This is a genomic window from Nonlabens xylanidelens (genome assembly GCF_002934445.1).
Taxonomy (GTDB): Bacteria; Bacteroidota; Bacteroidia; order Flavobacteriales; family Flavobacteriaceae; genus Nonlabens; species Nonlabens xylanidelens.
The window spans coordinates 1-18,888 of the sequence record NZ_PTJE01000008.1 but is presented as its reverse complement, the minus strand read 5'-3'; the positions used below and the strand labels follow the sequence as shown (position 1 = coordinate 18,888).

16 protein-coding genes and 1 pseudogene are annotated in these 18,888 nt (G+C 35.6%); 7 read left to right on the top strand and 10 right to left on the bottom strand.

Annotated elements, in window-relative coordinates; genetic code table 11:
• Window positions 1–53: 53 nt before the first annotated feature.
• On the top strand, window positions 54–1,094 hold the full coding sequence (locus LY01_RS13220; protein WP_104516398.1) for a flavin monoamine oxidase family protein: 1,041 nt from the start codon (window positions 54–56) through the stop codon (window positions 1,092–1,094).
• Window positions 1,095–1,230: 136 nt separating this feature from the next.
• Here LY01_RS13220 and LY01_RS13215 read toward each other — a convergent pair whose 3' ends face one another.
• Window positions 1,231–1,803: a CopD family protein gene (locus tag LY01_RS13215; protein ID WP_104516396.1), complete on the bottom strand. Its 573-nt coding sequence runs from the start codon at window positions 1,801–1,803 to the stop codon at window positions 1,231–1,233.
• Window positions 1,804–1,956: 153 nt separating this feature from the next.
• On the opposite strand from LY01_RS13215, the gene LY01_RS13210 reads away from it, so the two are divergent.
• Both LY01_RS13210 and LY01_RS13205 read left to right on the top strand, forming a co-directional pair.
• On the top strand, window positions 1,957–2,217 hold the full coding sequence (locus tag LY01_RS13210) for a uroporphyrinogen decarboxylase (protein ID WP_104516395.1): 261 nt from the start codon (window positions 1,957–1,959) through the stop codon (window positions 2,215–2,217).
• 15 nt (window positions 2,218–2,232) lie between these two features.
• Window positions 2,233–2,991 (top strand): patatin-like phospholipase family protein, encoded by a 759-nt coding sequence (locus tag LY01_RS13205; RefSeq protein ID WP_104516393.1) that lies wholly within the window; start codon window positions 2,233–2,235, stop codon window positions 2,989–2,991.
• A gap of 61 nt (window positions 2,992–3,052) precedes the next feature.
• Here the strand turns inward: LY01_RS13205 and LY01_RS13200 are convergent, their stop codons facing one another.
• The 6 genes from LY01_RS13200 to LY01_RS13175 all read right to left on the bottom strand — a co-directional run bounded on the left by LY01_RS13200 (window position 3,053) and on the right by LY01_RS13175 (window position 10,734).
• On the bottom strand, window positions 3,053–3,679 hold the full coding sequence (locus tag LY01_RS13200) for a carbonic anhydrase family protein (protein ID WP_104516391.1): 627 nt from the start codon (window positions 3,677–3,679) through the stop codon (window positions 3,053–3,055).
• Window positions 3,680–3,683: 4 nt separating this feature from the next.
• Window positions 3,684–5,312 (bottom strand): SulP family inorganic anion transporter, encoded by a 1,629-nt coding sequence (locus LY01_RS13195; RefSeq protein WP_104516389.1) that lies wholly within the window; start codon window positions 5,310–5,312, stop codon window positions 3,684–3,686.
• Between the two features lie 105 nt (window positions 5,313–5,417).
• Window positions 5,418–5,702, bottom strand: coding sequence for a hypothetical protein (locus LY01_RS13190; RefSeq protein ID WP_104516387.1), 285 nt, complete (start codon window positions 5,700–5,702; stop codon window positions 5,418–5,420).
• A 199-nt stretch (window positions 5,703–5,901) separates the two neighbouring features.
• The gene (locus LY01_RS13185) at window positions 5,902–6,423 is read right to left on the bottom strand and encodes an OmpH family outer membrane protein (RefSeq protein WP_170034650.1); all 522 of its coding nucleotides are present in this window, start codon (window positions 6,421–6,423) and stop codon (window positions 5,902–5,904) included.
• Between the two features lie 198 nt (window positions 6,424–6,621).
• Window positions 6,622–9,237: a T9SS type B sorting domain-containing protein gene (locus LY01_RS13180; protein WP_104516384.1), complete on the bottom strand. Its 2,616-nt coding sequence runs from the start codon at window positions 9,235–9,237 to the stop codon at window positions 6,622–6,624.
• A 147-nt stretch (window positions 9,238–9,384) separates the two neighbouring features.
• Entirely contained in the window at window positions 9,385–10,734 is a 1,350-nt protein-coding gene (locus tag LY01_RS13175) for a DEAD/DEAH box helicase (RefSeq protein WP_104516382.1), read from the bottom strand.
• 183 nt (window positions 10,735–10,917) lie between these two features.
• Between LY01_RS13175 and rlmF the strand changes: the two genes are divergently transcribed.
• The 3 genes from rlmF to LY01_RS13160 are packed head-to-tail and all read left to right on the top strand — an operon-like array spanning window position 10,918 to window position 14,381.
• A complete protein-coding gene (rlmF, locus tag LY01_RS13170; protein ID WP_104516380.1) occupies window positions 10,918–11,751 on the top strand; it encodes a 23S rRNA (adenine(1618)-N(6))-methyltransferase RlmF in 834 nt (277 codons plus the stop codon).
• A gap of 36 nt (window positions 11,752–11,787) precedes the next feature.
• Entirely contained in the window at window positions 11,788–13,128 is a 1,341-nt protein-coding gene (locus tag LY01_RS13165) for an ATP-binding protein (RefSeq protein WP_104516379.1), read from the top strand.
• On the top strand, window positions 13,128–14,381 hold the full coding sequence (locus tag LY01_RS13160) for a tetratricopeptide repeat protein (RefSeq protein WP_104516377.1): 1,254 nt from the start codon (window positions 13,128–13,130) through the stop codon (window positions 14,379–14,381). Before LY01_RS13165 ends, LY01_RS13160 begins: the two co-directional genes overlap by 1 nt.
• A gap of 13 nt (window positions 14,382–14,394) precedes the next feature.
• Here the strand turns inward: LY01_RS13160 and LY01_RS15355 are convergent, their stop codons facing one another.
• Window positions 14,395–14,523: a hypothetical protein gene (locus LY01_RS15355; protein ID WP_262497523.1), complete on the bottom strand. Its 129-nt coding sequence runs from the start codon at window positions 14,521–14,523 to the stop codon at window positions 14,395–14,397.
• On the opposite strand from LY01_RS15355, the gene LY01_RS13155 reads away from it, so the two are divergent.
• Window positions 14,522–14,686 (top strand): Lacal_2735 family protein, encoded by a 165-nt coding sequence (locus LY01_RS13155; RefSeq protein WP_104516375.1) that lies wholly within the window; start codon window positions 14,522–14,524, stop codon window positions 14,684–14,686. The genes LY01_RS15355 and LY01_RS13155 overlap by 2 nt on opposite strands.
• A 108-nt stretch (window positions 14,687–14,794) precedes the next feature.
• Here the strand turns inward: LY01_RS13155 and LY01_RS13150 are convergent, their stop codons facing one another.
• Both LY01_RS13150 and LY01_RS15180 read right to left on the bottom strand, forming a co-directional pair.
• The gene (locus LY01_RS13150) at window positions 14,795–15,691 is read right to left on the bottom strand and encodes an outer membrane beta-barrel protein (protein WP_104516373.1); all 897 of its coding nucleotides are present in this window, start codon (window positions 15,689–15,691) and stop codon (window positions 14,795–14,797) included.
• 12 nt (window positions 15,692–15,703) lie between these two features.
• A pseudogene (locus LY01_RS15180) lies at window positions 15,704–18,888 on the bottom strand (hypothetical protein); the annotation flags it as partial.

Sequence of the window (18,888 nt, the reverse complement as noted above, 5' to 3'; positions counted from 1 at the left end):
TGATCCACTAGAACTGTCATAGCTCACGATAGCATTTAATGAATAACTGATTCATGAAACATTACAAGTATATTATTATAGGTGCTGGACTATCTGGTCTTACCACTGCTTTTCAATTAAAAAGACTAGGCGAGAATGATGTTCTTATTCTAGAATCTCGTGAACGCATAGGTGGTAGAATTCTCACCCAAAAAGGCATAGACCTAGGAGCCACTTGGTTTCAAGGTCATCACACTCATGTAAAAGATGTACTCCAACTTTTAAAAATACCAGCTTTTAATCAGTATGTAGATGGTAACAGTATACTGGTTTATAACGCCATGGCACCAGCTCATTATTTTAAAAGTGATTCTAATGCTCCTGCTTCTCAACGTATAGTAGGTGGTAGTACTTCTATAATAAAAGCTTTATCCAGCTCGATAAAAGACTGTATTAAGACCAACACCACAGTCCATAAAGTTATAGAAAAGGACAACTTTCTTGAGGTGCACACGGCTAATGAAAATTTTACCGCAAACAAAGTTGTAGTAACTATACCGCCGCGCATTGTATCTCAAATAGATTTTAAACCGCAGTTACCTGAACGTCTACAAACTGCTATGAACGCAACGCACACCTGGATGAGTCATGCCATTAAAGCGGGAATAACTTTTAAAAAACCATTCTGGAGAGAACGAGATTTATCTGGCATGCTCATAGGACAGATAGGCCCCATGACAGAGCTTTATGATCATTGTGATCCATCAACTGGAATTTATTCTTTAATGGGCTTTGTTAATGAAGGATTAAGAGATCTCCAGCCGGCAGATAGAAAAGCTATTATCTTGAAACACATTGCGACGTACTTAGGTCCAGAAGTGTATGATTATCTAGAATACGTAGAAAAGGACTGGTCTATAGATCTCCACACATCTTCTAGAACTCTTAAAAATGATGGATTAAATCCAGGTTATGGCAACCCTATTTATCAAGAAGAATACTTCGATGGTAAACTGATATTTTCTGGCACAGAAACCTCTCCTCTAAATGGTGGCTATATGGATGGCGCTATTTATTCTGGGATTCATGCTGCAAATAAAGTTGCTGTTTCTTAAAAAGCAACCAGCAAACGTATCCATACCTCAGCTCCTTTTATTGTATAAGTGCTAGAACACTTGCAGGTATTACTTTAATAATATAGAGATAGATGGTTTTTATCTCGCTTTCGCGAAAGCGGAACAACAACAAACCCTAACTATTATTCTTCTCTCTTATTCTTTTATATAATTTAAATAAGAGCATTAAAATAACTGCAAAAACTAAAAGACCAACCAGACCATAAATCCAATTGATAGCACTTTGAACAATGACTAAAAACACTACTGAAAATAAAATTAAAGTTGCTCCCTCATTGTAAATGCGCATACCGTTAGAAGTCCATTTAACAATATCCGTTTGCAGTTCTTTTTGAATAAAATGAGTTTTTATGTGGTAAATAAATAGTAGTAAAACAAAACCTAACTTAATATGCATCCAGCTGTACTCTAGTAATCCTGGTCTCAAAATTAATAACCAGACAGCAAAAAAAACGGTTAGAACAGCACTAGGCCAGGTGATAATAAACCACAACCTACTGGTCATTATTTTCAATTGTTTAAGAAGTATGCTTTTATCTGGTTCTGGCTTTGCATGTGCTTCAATTTGATACACAAAAAGTCTAGGAATATAAAACAAGCCTGCAAACCACGTCACTACAAAAATGAGATGTAATGATTTTACATAGTTATAAAATCTGAATTCTAATATCTCATTTAAAAAGTCCATAACCTTCCTTATCTAGTTGCAAATTTAAGTCATAAAGGGTAGAATACTGCATCTATAATAGTGGCAGTACTTTATTCTTATCTCTATTATAAATTATAATTGAATAACTTAATTAGGTTTAATAACGGTAATTTTGCAGTTCAAATTTGAATTATGGATTTTACCTTCGGTACAGAAACATTAGATTTAGTAGGATATGCAGCGAGTGTAGTCGTATTAATATCCTTTTTTATGAAAAACATCAATACATTGCGTATTGTGAATTCATTAGGTTGTGCGATATTTATACTTTATGGTTTCTTATTTGACACCGTTAACATTCCCATCATCATTACTAATCTAGGTATTTTAGTGGTGAATGGATATTATTTATTGATTAAGAAGAACGACGAAATAAAAGAAGTAAAAGAGTAAAAAAGAGTAAAATAAATGAAAATAGGTATTGCACTTTCTGGAGGTGGTGTTAGAGGTATTGCTCATGCTGGTGTTATAAAAGCACTGCAAGAGAATAATATTACTGTCCATCAAATAACTGGTACAAGTGCTGGTGCGCTGGTGGGTGCTCTATATGCTATGGGAATAGATGTAGATGATATATTCAATTTCTTTGAGCAGTCTAATCTTTTTCACCCTAGAAAATTTGCTTTTAGACAGGCTGGTTTTATCAACTCTTCTGTATTTATAGAGAGTTTATCTCATTACATTCCAGAGAACAGTTTTAAATGCCTAAAAACGCCATTATCTGTTACGGCTACAGACCTCAATACAGGTAAACTTAAAGTATTTAAAGAAGGAGAAATATATGCCGCAATTCTAGCCAGTGCTGCTTTTCCTGGTATTTTTACACCTATAGAAATAGATGGTAATCTCTATGTAGATGGCGGCGTTATCAATAACTTTCCCATCGATTTATTAGACGATTGTGATCTTAAAATAGGAAGTTATGTAAATAAGGTAGACCTAAAGAGTCGTAAATTAAAACACTCTTATGATGTGGCTAGTAGAGCCTATGCGATTAATCAATACCATCAAGACAAAATAAAATTTACACAATGCGATCTTCTTATAGAACCAGATAAACTATATAATTATGGTTTATTTAATTTTAAAGCCTTGCGAGAAATATTTGAGATAGGTTATGAAACAGCCTCTCTAGAACTGGAAAAAACAGATATTTTTGATAGATAAAAAAAGCGTCTTTTACAACATGTAAAAAACGCTTTTAAATATCAACAAAGTAAAGTGCTATTTATAAAAAATCTACTGCTCCTGTTGCAACATTGTACATTGCTCCTACTATTTTTATATCACCATCATCTTCCATCTCTTTAAGAACAGGACTTTCTTTACGTATTCTATCTATGGTCAGTTCTACGTTCTTTGCAGAAACGGCATCCACAAATTCTAGATTTTTAGAATTACGTTTTTCTTCTTCTTGAGGTTCTTTTACAGCGTCTACTGCTGGTTCTATCTTCTGTATTAACTTAGTAAGATTACCTAGTCTCGCATGGTCACAGGCTCCTTTTATCGCACCACAACTTGTATGTCCTAGAACGACTATTAATTTAGTACCAGCTAGTTTTGAGGCAAATTCCATGCTTCCTAGAATATCCTCATTTACAAAGTTACCTGCGATACGTACACTAAAAATATCACCTAGACCTTGATCAAAAACAAGCTCTGCAGACACTCTAGAATCAATACAACTTAATATGGTAGCAAAAGGAAATTGTCCCTCACTAGTATCGTTAACTTGTTGTAATAGGTTGCGATTTGCTTTTAAATTATTTTGAAATCTCTCGTTTCCTTCAGATAAAAACTGGACTGCTTTTTCTGGTGTCATGGTAGATTGAGATTCTTTAGTATGTGCTTTCATCTTTTTATCTTTTAAATTTAAATTTATCTTGAATAGGTCTTAATTTGAAAAACTCTAAGAAACTATCTGGATTCTCAATAATACCTCTTTCAGATATCAATTTAATATTAATTTTACGGTTTTTTGCCTTTTCTTTAAAATCGTCAAGTATTTCTATAACATCATGATCTAGATAATTAGTTTTTCTAACATCTAATTCTAGAAATGTATTTTGAGGTAAATTGTCCAACTCCTTTAAAATAGTTGCTTTATTAAAGAAGGTAACCTCTTCTGCCAGGACCATTTTCACTTCATTTCTACCATCTTCATTACTTTGTGTAGCATGAAGAAAGTGAGAGTTTTGAAAACTCTGATAAAGTGTAACTATAATTCCTATAGCAAGCCCTACTCCTACTCCTAACAAGAAATTAAAATACAATAACACAACGGTTACAATAAATGGTATAAACTGTCTCCACCCTGCTTTCCACATTTGTTTAAATGTTGACGGCTTTGCTAGCTTGTATCCTACTACTAGAAGTATGGCCGCAAGAACAGACAAAGGTATTTTATTCATTAAAGTCGGAATCAAAATTACTGATGCCAGTAACAAGAAACCATGTAAAATAGCACTCATCTTTGTTCTACCACCAGATTGAATGTTTGCACTACTTCTAACAATAACTTGTGTTATAGGTAATCCACCGACTAGACCTGAGAGTATATTACCAGTTCCTTGTGCTATCAATTCTCTATTAGTAGGTGTTACTCTCTTACGCGGATCTAATTTATCAGTCGCCTCAACACATAATAAGGTTTCTAATGATGCTACAAGGGCAATAGTAAAACCAACTAAAATAACATCACCTCTTAAAGCCTGAGAAAAATCTGGAAACCTAAACTGCCCTACAAAAGAATCAAAATCTTCTGGTACGGGAACTTTTACTAAATGATCTGTAGAAATACTCCAATATCCTGCATCCATTGTAAGAACATAATATATAATCCCAACAACCACGGCAACTAATGGTCCTTGAATAATTTCAAAGACCTTTGACTTACCATTCAAGACGTTATTCCAAAGTAATAGTATCCCTAGACCTATAAAACCTACAAGCGTAGCTCCTGGACTTATAAACTCTCCTATTCTTAAAATCTCAGTAATAGTATTCTCTCCATCTTCTTGAAAGAAATCCCAAGCTCCTTCATAATTTTCATCTAGTCCGAAAAAGTGAGGAATCTGTTTAGATATAATAATAACTCCTATACCAACTAACATCCCTTTAATAACTGATGATGGAAAGTAATAACCTATGATTCCTGCTTTTAATATGCCTAGAACAATTTGTATCACTCCACTCATCACCACGGCGACCAATAAAATTTCAAAACCTCCATTATCTAGACCACCAAAGTCCTTAATCGCAAGGGCAACTATAGAAGCAAGTCCAGCAGCCGGACCACTGACACCTATATTAGAGCCACTTATAGAACCTACTACTATACCACCTATAATACCAGCTATAAGTCCAGCAAATGGTGGCGCACCACTAGCTAGTGCAATACCCAGACATAAAGGTAAAGCAACAAAAAACACCACGACACTAGCCGGGATATCATTTTTAAAATTTTTAAACGGATTTGAATAATGCATAAAATTTGTGTTATCCCCTATAAATAAAGGAACTTTAAAAATTGATTTAACTGTAAAATCAATTCATTGATAAATATAAAATTTGAGATATTACCTCTACGGATGTTATGCTAGCATCCCTTTAGGCGGCGGTATAAGAATTTCTTGAGAATGACTTTCCCAAACTAAATCGATTAAATAATTTAAAACAATTTTATTTAGAATCTCGTCATTTGAAGCTACAAAATAGAAGTCATTAAAAGTTGACTCGTCCTCTAGCTCTTTTTTTGAGTTCTCTTCTACATCAAAATCACTGTCCACATCTGTATCGATAACGGTAATATTATTATCAAGTTTTACAAATACCTCTATCACCGGTTGACTTAAAACCAAAGCGCATATAATTATCATGCACGCATGCATGAAAAAATTAAATCGTTTTGTAGGTATTGACATATGTTATGTAAAGGGGACTATTGTATAAACAAATATAATATGGTTCTCCATCCATATTAAACAATGTTAAGAAATTTAACATAATCTACCTTAAGAAAATCCAAAAAAAAAGTCACTTCTATAGAAGTGACTTTTAAATAATAACGATTAAGTCTTAGTTAGACGGCATAGGAATACCTAATTCTCTAGCTACATCCTGACTGATGTTAGTTTCTTCAGTTGCAAAAGCGATAGAATTAATATCTACTACTACTTTATAACCTTTGGCAAGAGCTACTTTTTTAATCGCCTCATTCAACTTAATAGTAAGAGGAGTGATTAATTTGTTTTGTTTCTCACCAAGTCTTTGCTCTGCGATTCTTTTACTATTCACTAACTCGCTCTCGATAGCAGCTGCTTGTGTTTTGTAAACCTCTACTTCTTTGTTAAAAGCAGCCTCATCTGTTGCTGTTTTAGAAAGCTCTTGTACTTTTTGTTGCAACTCTGCCATTCTAGTTCTAGCATTGTTTTCTGCTTTTACATCGTCAGCTTTAATAGACTCTGCATATTTAGTGATTTCTTGTTGCGCTGTTTGAAATTCTGGCATAGATTGAAGAAGAGCTTCAGATGCTACATAACCAGTTTGTGCCATTGCTGTTCCAGCGGCTAAAAATAATACTAAAAGTAATTTTTTCATTTTCTTTAAATTAAGGTGTGCAATATAGTTAAGTCCTCTTACACTTTCGGACATATTCTACCATCACTTTTCAACTATTAGACCACTTTTAAGTCGTTTAGTGTTAATTAGTGTTATGGTTGTTGAAATTCCACTTTCGCGAAAGCGAACTTATTAAAATAATCATTTCTAATACGAGAGATAAATTGATCCACCGTCTTAACGTTTTACTGCAAAGAATCCCTTTTCTAAAACTGTAACACCATCATAGGTATATTCAAAACTATACCAATAACTAGAAGATGGTAATGGGTTATTATTATAAGTAGCGTCCCAACCTGGCCCGTCTATGGAAAGTTGTTTGAGTAATTTACCGTACCTATCAAAAATATAGATATTACTGAACTGAACGGACGGTTCAAAAACCTCTATTTGCCAGTAATCATGATACCCATCATTATTAGGTGTCATGTAATCTGGCACATGAAACAATTCAACCTCTGGCTCTGGGATAATTACATCTTCTGTTATTACCAGATTAAAACTAACCTGATCACTACAGCCTGAGGCATTTACATCATAGGCATAAATTGTAACTGGATAATTAGCAAATTCTATTCTATCTATTACATCTCCAGCATTATAAGCTGTTCCTAAGCCGTCTGGTTGTGTAAAGAACATCTCATTACCGCTCAAGTTCATACCCGTAATAGTAGGAAATGTAAATGTGGTGGTGCTATTTTGATTATTTATTACATCAATAACTGGCACATCTATTACATTAATTGTTATGGTAGAAGTTGCCGTATTATTAGTAGTTAATCCACTATCTGTCACCGTACATTCATATACTGTATTTACTAAAGGTGTTACCGTTAGAGTATTACCTGTAGATAAAACGGCCGTTGTGCCTTGCTCTACCCATTGATAGGTGTACGTTCCTTGCGCCATTGCAGGATTAGGTGTGGCAGTTAAATTTGTTATTTCTCCGGCACAAAAATCATTTGCAGTAGCGTTTATAGAAACCGTTAACGATATAGGTGTATCAAAGTTGAGTACAAAACTTTCTTGATCTTCACATGCACCGTTAGTGTCATACATATAAAGGGTTACCGGTAACGTTGTAAAATCTGACGCATTAACAATATCACCTGCATCATATACAGTTCCCATACCATTAGGTTGTGTATAATAACGCTCTGCAGTGGTTAATCCGGTTCCATTAATAGTTGGAAAAGTAAAAGTAGAAGTCGCAGTCTGATCAGTAATAGCTGTTATATCAACTGGTGTCAAGACATTGAAATCTGTCATATCAAATCCCATATCTACACCGTTTTCTACACCAGAGTCATTTACCATTACCGCTACCGTAGTATCTACTGTTGCCGTAAAAACTATAGTATCTGTATTAGGATAAACCGTGTTTTGAGAATCTGTCCAATTATAAGTGTAAGTTCCGTATGCTGTTGCTGGTGTAGGTGTGGCAGTTAGAGTCACTGTTTCTCCTGCACAAATATCTTGTATACCGCCTGGTGTTATTGTTAATTGTACGTCTACAAATTCTAGATCAAACTGTCCTGTTATTTCACAACCGTTAGTCTCATCTCCATAAATATATAAAGTGACCGGATTAGTTATAAAATCAAGTTCTGTAACTACATCTCCTATATTATATAGTATCCCTGTTCCATTAGGACCTGTATAATAAGCACTGTTAGCAGGCACATTAGTTCCTGTAATTCCAGGTAGTGTATAGGTTGAGTTTGCATAGATATTACCTAGTGGCGTCCATGTAGGCAAAGGTTCTACAATTATAGTAATCGCATCTACTGCAAAGTTATCTGGTGGTGCAATACCACTATCTGTTATCGTACATTCATAAACAGTAGTCGTATTAATGTTTATAGGTAATGTGCTGTTAGTTCCTATAATGGTAGTACTACCTTGCTCTCGCCATTCATAAGAATAAGTTCCTAATGCTACGGTAGGATCTGCATTTGCACTTAAGGTCGTAGTTGCCTGACTGCAGTAAGAAGTAGGATCAGGACTCATGCGTGTGGTATCAATAATTTCTACATTGATAGGACAAAGTATGTCTGATGTTACCTCTGCAGCCCCAAAAATATCTGAAGGTGAAAAACTAGTACAGTTATTAGTCGTATTACCGTTAGTTACATCAACAAATTTAGTAGTACGTCCACCGGTTGCAACTAGTTCTATGGTAGGTGTAGCAGAGCACGGATTTGCTGTTATTATAGTTACTACACCAAAAACATTTCCAAAACCACTGCTAGCCATACTACCTATTAAGAAAGAGGCACTTGGGTTTGCTACATTAACTTGTACCAGTTCACTATTTGTCGCACTTAGATAAAGATCTCCATCAAAGTAGGTTAAATCTCCTGCGCTATTGAAACCTGTTGCTCCTAAATTAGTAGCGGTAAGTGCAGCTACATCAATTCTAAAAAGTTCTCCTTGGCCATTTTTATTCACTCCTAGTAAAACACCATTTTGCTCTTTTACCAGCGAGTCTACTCTAAAGCTACCACTATGTCCTATGACGGTAAGACTACCTAATAAGGTGAAATTAGCTGTATTAAGATCTATTAAATACAACTCTGTGTCACGTATTCCATACAGAGTAGTAGCGCTATCACCTTGTGCTATATCAAACATGGACTGACTATTTGTAGCTACGACAGTAGAACTACAGGTACTTAAATCTGCCAGAACCACATCTCCATTACTTAAACACAGATATGCCGTGTTTACAGCTTGTGCATTTACTAACGTTGCACTTAGAATTATGAAACAAAAAAATAATAGCTTCTTCAAATTAATTTAATTTTTCGCGAAAATAAGATTTTCAGACGCTTACATAAGTAGATACCTACATTAAGAAATTGTTACCAGAATAATGACACCACTTTAAAAACGCAAATTGCTATAATTAAATAAAGAACAAAGTAATCTCTAACCAGACTATTTTTTACGACGTCTATTAACCCCTTTATCTCCACGAGTCTTAGGCTTCTTATATTTTGCTGCTATGATACGACGGTAACTACCACCTTCATTAGTCTTTGAGTTCTTCTCACTTTTTTCATGAAAAGCTGCTCCACGTTGCTCTTCTATTACTTTATGAGGGTTAAAAATCTCACGTACTACAGGTTTCTCTTCTGGTGTTTTTTGTTTTGAAATCTCAACTTCTTCAGGAAACTCTATTTCAGGAATTTTATAACTCATCAATTCCTCTATGTTCTCCTTATCTTCTTTTTCTTTTTCTGTGTAGAACAAGATAGATCTACCCTTTTCTTCAGCACGACCTGTTCTACCTATACGGTGCATATAATTTTCAGGAAACGCAGGTACATTTAAGTTAATAACGTGCGATATTTTATCAAGATCCAGTCCACGCGCCATCACATCTGTAGAAACTAGAATACGACTCTCACCACTATCAAAGAGTTCAATAGAACGCAATCTATAATTTTGTGTCTTGTTAGAGTGTATTACAGATATTTCTCCACCATAATGGGGACTAAGCACTTCTTGTAATCTATCTGCGCTTTTCTTATTACCCACAAAGACCAGTACTTTGTGAAACTTTTCTCTATCACTCACTAAGTGCATGAGTAGATTTGCTTTAGTGTAAAAATTCTCTACAGCATAAGCAGTCTGTTCTATATTCTCTAAACGTGTACCAGAAACAGCAATAGAAATCTTTTCAGGATTATAGAAATATTCCTTAATAAAACCTTCTATCTGATCTGTCATCGTTGCAGAGAACATTATATTCTGACGTCTCTTAGGTAAGTGATCAAAGATATTAGTTAATTGAAATCTAAAACCTAGATCCAGCATTACATCTACCTCATCTATTACTACCTTTTTACAGTTCTTTAAATTTACCGTTTGACTTATAATAAGATCATACAGTCTACCAGGTGTAGCGACTAGTATATCCACACCGTCAGCATATGCCTTTTTCTGCGTATTGATATTTGTCCCTCCATAAATCCCCAACACACGTAAATTAAGATACTTTGAATATTGATTTATATTTTCAGTTACCTGTACTACCAGCTCTCTAGTAGGTACAAGAACTAATACTCTAGGATCATTAACTTGAGCATATTTAAGTTCATGAAGCAATGGCAACATGTAACCTAGCGTTTTACCAGTACCTGTTTGCGCGATACCTATCATGTCTCGACCTGAAAGAATAACTGGAAAAGCCTCTTCTTGAATAGGCGTCATGGTCTCAAAACCTAATTCTTCTAATCCATTAATTAATGGCGTTTTAAGATTCAGATCTACAAAGGATTTCATACTGGTAATTTTTTGCAAAGGTAGTTTATTAGGTTGAAGACAGCAGTATGAGAAATGCAGTTCCGTTTTTAGTGAAATAACCAGTCTAGTATTGTTTTTTATCTTCATTAAAATTGAATGATACTAGAATAACTTTGAAGTACATTATAGGTAATAACATTTTACTTAAAGTATCTTTGCATCATGCATTTAAGAAACATACATAGATACGGTTACGACTTTAAAAAACTAACTGAATCACACCCTGAATTAGAACAACATATAATTGAAAGCCCTACGGGAGCAGCCACCATAGATTTTAGTGACGCTAGCTCCATACTAGAATTCAATACCGCTTTATTAAAACATCATTATAAAATCAAATACTGGAAACTTCCAGAACAATCCTTATACCCACCTATTCCAGGTCGTGCAGACTACATACACCACATTTCTGACCTTCTTGAAAAAGGTGATAGAACAGGTCTAGACATAGGCTGTGGTGCCAGTGCCATTTACCCTATTTTAGGTAATGCTATTTACGACTGGAAAATGGTAGGCTGTGATGTAGATGACGACAGTGTAGGATTTGCAAAAAAGAATACCTCAAAAAATGATGCCATAGAAATACGTCATCAAATTGATAAAGGAAATATTTTTAAAGGTGTTATTCTAGAAGGTGAAAACTATGATTTCACGATGTGTAACCCTCCTTTTTACACTAGTGAAGAAGAAGCTATAAAAGCAAATATCACTAAACAAAGAAAACTAGGTACTAGAGAAGAGATACGCAACTTTGGCGGTCACTCGCACGAGCTTTGGTGCAATGGTGGTGAAGCACTTTTTATAAAGCGTATGATTAAAGAATCTGTAGCTTTTAAAAATCAGGTAGGATGGTTTACGTGTTTGCTTTCGCGAAAGCAAAACCTCATCAAACCTCTCAAACAACTTAAAAAGCTCAAAGCAGACGTAAGAGTTGTAGAAATGACTACCGGTAATAAAGAATCTCGCTTTGTTGCATGGAGATTTAAAAACTAAAAATGCCCCTATTTGAAAATCTATTGAAGAAAATAAATGGACGATAAGACTATTCAAAATTTAAGAGAAGCACTAGAATTCTCTCCAGATAATATCCCATTGAGATTACACCTGGCCGAATCACTGCGACTAGCTAACATGCTAGAAGAAGCTGAGGAAGAATATGAAATTATTTTACAGTACAAGGCAGAGCCCAAAGCTAGAATAGGTCTCGCTCTTATTTCTTATAAACAGAAAAATTATTCTAAGGCCATCGTTATCTTAGAAAGCCTGATTCAAGAAGGTAATACAGATCTAGACACTCATTTATTCTACACACGTGCATTAGTGAGGTCTAATGACACTCGACAGGCGATAGATGCTTATCAAGATTTATTGAAATTTCATCCCGATTTTAGTGATGACGAGTTAGATAAACAATTAAGAAGACCATCTACTAGTGAAGGCGATTATGAAGACGGTGATGAATATGATGACGACTATGACGATGGATTTAATGAAGCAAGCGTCTTTATAGAAAAACCAGAAATAAGTTTTAAGGATGTAGGCGGCATGGATAATGTAAAGCGCGAGATCGATTTAAAGATCGTGCAGCCTTTATTACATCCAGAAATTTACAAAGCCTATGGTAAAAAAATAGGTGGCGGTATTTTACTTTACGGACCTCCAGGATGTGGTAAAACTTACATTGCCAAAGCTACTGCAGGACAAATCAACGCAAAATTTATATCCTTAAGTCTCAATGACATTCTAGATATGTGGATAGGTAATTCTGAAAAAAACCTACACCGCATTTTTGAAGTTGCTAGAAATAATACGCCTTGTGTTTTATTTATTGATGAAATAGATGCTCTAGGTGCTAGTCGTAGTGACATGAAACAAAGCGCAGGTAAAAATTTGATCAATCAGTTTTTACAAGAGCTGGATGGAATATCTAATGATAATGAAGGTCTACTTATTTTAGGAGCGACTAACATGCCGTGGCATCTAGATACTGCCTTCCGACGTCCAGGAAGATTTGACCGCATACTTTTTGTCCCGCCGCCAGATGCTCCAGCACGTGAAGCCATTTTTGACCTAAAACTAGAAGAGAAACCTACTAAAGATATAGACACTAAAGCACTTGCTAAAAAAGCTCCAGAATACTCTGGTGCAGACATAGAAGCTGTGATAGATATCGCAATTGAGAACAAACTAGAAGACGCAATTAAATTAGGAGCACCACAACCCCTGGTTACAAAAGATCTTTTAAAATCTCTCAAACAACATAAACCTAGTACTAAGGAATGGTTTACCACTGCAAAGAACTTTGCTGTATATGCAAATGAATCTGGGCTTTATGACGACATACTGACTTATTTGAAGATTAAAAAGTAATGATAGAAGCCTTATACGAAAGAGCCTATTTACTTTTCCAGCAAAGACGCTATCCACAGGCAGAGCAGTTACTTAATCAGGCACTGACTCAAGATCCTAATAGTATATCCTGTCTGCATTTACTGGCCGAAGTAAACCTAGCTCAAGACGACCCTAAAAAGGCAAATCACTTTATAGACATAGCTATAGGGTTATCACCATCTACAGATTTATTATACGCCACTAAGGCGAGAATAATGCTAGATGTAGAGCGTTATGATGATGCCGAAGAATTACTAAAAGAAGCGATAAGTTTAAATCCACAGGAACCACAAAACTATGCAATGTTGGCTCATATATCGCTTTCGCGAAAGCGGTATAAAGAAGCAGAACAACTGGCTGAAAAATCTCTATCTCTAGATCCAGCTAACTTGCTCGCTTTAAATGTAAAAAGTACGGCACAATTAAAACAGAATAAGAAAGCAGAGTCTGAAGAAACTTTAAAAGGTGCGCTGGGAGAAAATCCAGAAGATTCTTATACCCACACAAATTACGGCTGGAACAAGCTAGAAACGGGACAGCACAAAAAAGCGCTAGAGCATTTTAAAGAGGCTCTACGTTATGACCCAAATAACTCTTATGCTCAATCAGGAATGATGGAGGCGTTACAGGCTAAGTATTTTGTATATCGATGGTTTTTAAAATACCAATTCTGGATAGGTAATATGGCTGCAAAATATCAATGGTATTTTATCATAGGTTTTTATGCAGGGACTAGATTATTAAGATATGTTGCAGACTCAGTACCTGCGCTGGAGCCTTTTCTCTCTCCTATTGTAATACTACTAGCACTGGTTGCTTTGAGTACATGGATTATAGGCCCTATTTCAAAATTACTTTTCAGCTTTAATAAATATGCAAAGTTCTTATTAAGCAAGAAAGAAAAGCAAGCCGTAATATTTACCGGTACATGTGTATTCACCTCACTTAGTGGTGTGGCTGCTTATTTTGCACTAGAAGATGGTAGGTTTTTAATGGTTGCCATAGCTGGACTTATATTAATGATTCCGTGGAGCATGTTCTATCTAGAGACTAAACCTAAATACATGATGCCGCTCGCTGCTGGTATCATGACTATTATCGCTTCTGTTGCTTTATTTATAAGCTTTACTACTGGTAATGTAGATAACCCTTTTGTTATCGGTTTTCTAATTAGTTTCTTTGCTTTCCAGTGGTTTGCAAATGCTGTTAGTATTAAAAGGGGTAATATATAGACCTCAACTAAAATTAAGAAAGAGCAGTACGTATATCTACACCAGATATTCTTACTGCTCTTTTTTTTGCAAAAAATGCAATAGAAAAACTTAAAAGAAAGGTATAAGAATCATCACGACTACTTTTAAAACTACACACCATGTTCGGATTATTTAAAAAGAAAACAGAAATAGAAAAACTGCAGTCTCAATATGAGAAGCTCATGAAAGATTACCACACACTTTCTACAACAGATCGCACAGCGAGTGATAAAGCATATGCAGAAGCTGATAAGGTTCTTAAAAAAATGGGCGCATTAAAATAGAGTAAAAACAGAACTAATATCCTGTTTTTAAATTCTTCTTAGAAATAAAAAAAGCCTCTTCCAAACTTAATTTGAAGAGGCTTTTTAACGTTAGTAGATTTTTAAAATCTAGATACCAAATTCATATTTGACACGCAACCCTACCATATTAAGAGTCACTTTATCAAATAATGGTGCATTACCTATAGTAGAGTTTAAACTACTGTTATTGATAAAATCTGTAGGTGTATTCTGGTTGTATTCTATCAGATTAGAGTTATTGTTTTCCAACAAATCGTTGAGTCCATACTCTGCAAATAAACCTATGTAAACCCAATTATTAGAACCAAATTTTTCCTTCACTCCTATTTCTAGAAAAGCATTAAAACTGTTCTTAATGTCTAGGTCGTTTTCAGAAAATTGAATTTCATCAAAGGTTCCAAAACCAGCAAATGCCGGTGCAGTAAGTACAGCATTGAACCTTTCAAAGTAACCACTAGTAGTCAGTCTGTTTGCCCTACCTTCTACCTTAGGGCTAAGAAACACATTTACACTGGCACCAGCTTTAGAGTAAAATCTAGTCTGACTTCCTTTAGACTCATACTGTACTCCTACAGGAATAGATAGCATGGTGCTTTTCTGCCTTTCAGAATAATTCTCAAGCCTATATCTAAATTCAAAGTTTTCACCCTCAAAATCTGTTGCAGCCGCTTGGTCACTATAATTGGAACTGTTATTACTAGTTTCTATATAGCTTATTCCTATACCAGAATGTAAACTCCAGCTTTCATTAAGTCCATAAGATATGCCTAGATTAAAACCTGCTCCAGGATCTGTAGAGGTGTTTAATGTACTCTGGTCTGCTCTAAGTTCTGCAAAGGACATTTGCCCTCCTACAGATGCTTTCCAGTCCGACTGCGCATAAGAACTATACATTCCTAATAAAGCAATAGATAATAATGGTAATCTTAAAAGCCTTCTTTTAAACTGGCTCATAGGTACTATGGGATTTTGTTTGTTATACATAATAAAGTCAGATTAATTTTTAATGAAGTTTACAGATTCTGTTCTTTGTGATGTAATAAGAACTAGTCTATATAATCCCACAGGAAGACTCTCTGAAAGTCTAATTTGAGATTCTAATCCTTGAACACTAACCGCCTTAATAAACTGCCCATGAGCAGAATATATTTGATACATCGCATGGTCTAACTCTGCTGCAGGATAATCTGCTCTTACTTGTAACAAACGTCCTTGAATAACAGGATTTTCTAAAACAGTAAGTGAGAATGTATTCCCTAAACTCACACTAGATATACAAGTCTGTAAAACCTCACCAGCATCTGTAGTCATTCTTACATAATAACTTGCTGTAGGATCTAAAAGATCAGAAGCGTTATCACCTTCAGAAAAGAACTGTTCTGTACTTACTAGTCTACCGTTCTTAAACCATTCATAAGAAACGAAGTTATAACCTCCATTGTTATCAAAGTTATTATTGACTACTAGAGTATTGTTATACTTCTGCTCTACGATTTCATCAAACTCAAATCTTCTTTCTACTGTGATGATATAAGATCTAGTGTTGCGACCATTATCTGCAGTTACCGTTACTTCTTGAGTATAGATTCCTGGACGTGGCGTTGCAATACTAAAGGTTGCACCTGGAGTAAATGTTGCTCCATCAGAGTTTGATAAATTCACCTCAACAGAGTCTGTTCCACTACCACAGTCTATAAGATAATAGATCTCACTAGCTGGATTATTAGTAACCGTACCATCTATGGTAACCGCATCTAAATCTGCATTATCACCTAAATAGACTTCTAGAGTTTGTTGTACCACACTTGCAGGTAAGTAATTTGCATTACCAGCCTGGCTTGCAGATATAAGAACCTCACCTTCGGCAAGTAAGTTTACAAATCCAGTATTGCTTACCGTTGCAGCAGCTGTTGCACCTGTAAAACTGAAATTGTATTCTACTGGTAAACCTGATGTACTACTAGCTGTAAGCTGGAAGTCTGGATCTACATTTAATCTTCTACGTATGAGAGAATCAAAAGTAATGGTCTGTGGTGCTCTATCTATAACCATAGTAGCTGTAAGAACTACAGGATTACAACTAGAGGTTGCAGATGTAACTGTTGCTGTTACTGTATAAGTACCAGCATCTACCTGACCATTATTAGTATAAACTACCGTTGCTGTTGCTGGTATATTTTCCACTGCTATAGAATGAGTAGTACCGTCATAAGTAAAACTAGCATCGTTAAAAGTTGCTCCTAAAACATCGCTAGGTGTAATATTTACAACAAATGACGTCTCGTCGGTACAACTACCGCTCGCATCTTCTGCATATACAAATATGGTTTGTGTCGCATCGATCACTGTACCTGGATTCATTAGTGTACCATTTCCACCAGGGAACGTATAGTAATCACCAACACTTAATACTGGTAAAATATATTTCTCACAAATTGTGACATCAGCAATAGGGCTTAATACTGGCGACTCATTAATGGTTAATAAGAAGCTCGTTTCGGCACTACAACCTGTTGCAACATCTACATCATAAGCATATAATGTAACTGGATATACTGCAAAGTCTAGGTAATTTAATACATCCGCTTCCGCGAAAGCGATACCATTACCACCACTTTGAGTATAGTACATTTGAGAACCAGTTAAGAAATCTCCAGAGATGTTAGGCAAGGTATATGTATCACAAACCGTTACATCAGAAATAGCATCCATAGCTCTAAGTTCTACCACCACAAGTTGATCTTGAGAACTTACATTTCCATTACCATCATCATAACTCCAATTTACTAAAGTGGAAGATGTTAAAGGGAATATCACTGTATTAGTAGCTGTAATAGTTCCTGCACAATTATCTGTAGAAGTAGGCGCTGTTAATGCAGTCACTTCACAGTTAAAATTAAGTGTAGAAAGAGCAGCTACATCTGCAACCGGTGCAGTAACGTCATCTATAACTACATTTTGTGTTTGTGTAGATGTGTTACCGTTTCCGTCATCATAAGTCCAAGTTACTACTGTTGTAGTTCCTTCTCCTGTGATTGGGAATATCGCGTCGTTAGAAACAAGCACTGTTGCGTTTGCACAGTTGTCTGTTGCTGTTGGAGCTACTAAAGTAGTTACTTCACATTCTGCATTTACATCTGTAAGTGTAGCGACATCTGCTACTGGTGCAGTCACGTCATCTATAATTACATTTTGTATTTGTGTAGATGTGTTACCGTTTCCATCATCATAAGTCCAAGTTACTACTGTTGTAGTTCCTTCTCCACTGATTGGGAATATCGCGTCGTTAGAAACAACAACTGTTGCGTTTGCACAGTTGTCTGTTGCTGTTGGAGCTACTAAAGTAGTTACTTCACATTCTGCAATCACATCTGTAAGTGTAGCTACATCTGCAATCGGTGCAGTAACGTCATCTATAACTACATTTTGTGTTTGTGTAGATGTGTTACCGTTTCCGTCATCATACGTCCAAGTTACTACTGTTGTAGTTCCTTCTCCACTGATTGGGAATATAGCGTCGTTAGTTACCGTTACTGTTGCGTTTGCACAGTTGTCTGTTGCTGTTGGAGCTACTAAAGTAGTTACTTCACATTCTGCAATTACATCTGTAAGTGTAGCTACATCTGCTATTGGAGCAGTAACATCATCTATTATTACATTTTGCGTTTGTGTAGATGTGTTTCCATTACCGTCGTCATAAGTCCAAGTTACTATTGTCGTAGTTCCTTCTCCTGTGATTGGGAATATCGCGTCGTTAGAAACAACAACTGTTGCGTTTGCACAGTTATCAGTTGCTGTTGGTGCAGCTAGACTAGTTACTTCACATTCTGCAGTTACATCTGTAAGTGTAGCTAAATCTGCTACTGGCGCAGTAACGTCATCTATAATTACATTTTGTGTTTGTGTAGACGTGTTACCGTTACCGTCATCATACGTCCAAGTTACTACTGTTGTAGTTCCTTCTCCTGTGATTGGGAATATCGCATCGTTAGAAACAAGCACTGTTGCGTTTGCACAGTTGTCAGTTGCTGTTGGTGCAACTAGGCTAGTTACTTCACATTCTGCAGTTACATCTGTAAGAATAGTAGCATTTGCAACTGGCGCAGTAACATCATCTATTATTACATTTTGCGTTTGTGTAGATGTGTTTCCATTACCGTCGTCATAAGTCCAAGTTACTA

Bases quoted from the DNA above. Each gene is read 5' to 3' on its own strand.
- LY01_RS13220 (WP_104516398.1), top strand. From the start codon at position 54: ATGAAACATTACAAGTATATTATTATAGGTGCTGGACTATCTGGTCTT.
- LY01_RS13215 (WP_104516396.1), bottom strand. From the start codon at position 1,803: ATGGACTTTTTAAATGAGATATTAGAATTCAGATTTTATAACTATGTA.
- LY01_RS13210 (WP_104516395.1), top strand. From the start codon at position 1,957: ATGGATTTTACCTTCGGTACAGAAACATTAGATTTAGTAGGATATGCA.
- LY01_RS13205 (WP_104516393.1), top strand. From the start codon at position 2,233: ATGAAAATAGGTATTGCACTTTCTGGAGGTGGTGTTAGAGGTATTGCT.
- LY01_RS13200 (WP_104516391.1), bottom strand. From the start codon at position 3,679: ATGAAAGCACATACTAAAGAATCTCAATCTACCATGACACCAGAAAAA.
- LY01_RS13195 (WP_104516389.1), bottom strand. From the start codon at position 5,312: ATGCATTATTCAAATCCGTTTAAAAATTTTAAAAATGATATCCCGGCT.
- LY01_RS13190 (WP_104516387.1), bottom strand. From the start codon at position 5,702: ATGATAATTATATGCGCTTTGGTTTTAAGTCAACCGGTGATAGAGGTA.
- LY01_RS13185 (WP_170034650.1), bottom strand. From the start codon at position 6,423: ATGAAAAAATTACTTTTAGTATTATTTTTAGCCGCTGGAACAGCAATG.
- LY01_RS13175 (WP_104516382.1), bottom strand. From the start codon at position 10,734: ATGAAATCCTTTGTAGATCTGAATCTTAAAACGCCATTAATTAATGGA.
- rlmF (WP_104516380.1), top strand. From the start codon at position 10,918: ATGCATTTAAGAAACATACATAGATACGGTTACGACTTTAAAAAACTA.
- LY01_RS13165 (WP_104516379.1), top strand. From the start codon at position 11,788: ATGGACGATAAGACTATTCAAAATTTAAGAGAAGCACTAGAATTCTCT.
- LY01_RS13160 (WP_104516377.1), top strand. From the start codon at position 13,128: ATGATAGAAGCCTTATACGAAAGAGCCTATTTACTTTTCCAGCAAAGA.
- LY01_RS13155 (WP_104516375.1), top strand. From the start codon at position 14,522: ATGTTCGGATTATTTAAAAAGAAAACAGAAATAGAAAAACTGCAGTCT.
- LY01_RS15355 (WP_262497523.1), bottom strand. From the start codon at position 14,523: ATGGTGTGTAGTTTTAAAAGTAGTCGTGATGATTCTTATACCTTTCTT.
- LY01_RS13150 (WP_104516373.1), bottom strand. From the start codon at position 15,691: ATGTATAACAAACAAAATCCCATAGTACCTATGAGCCAGTTTAAAAGA.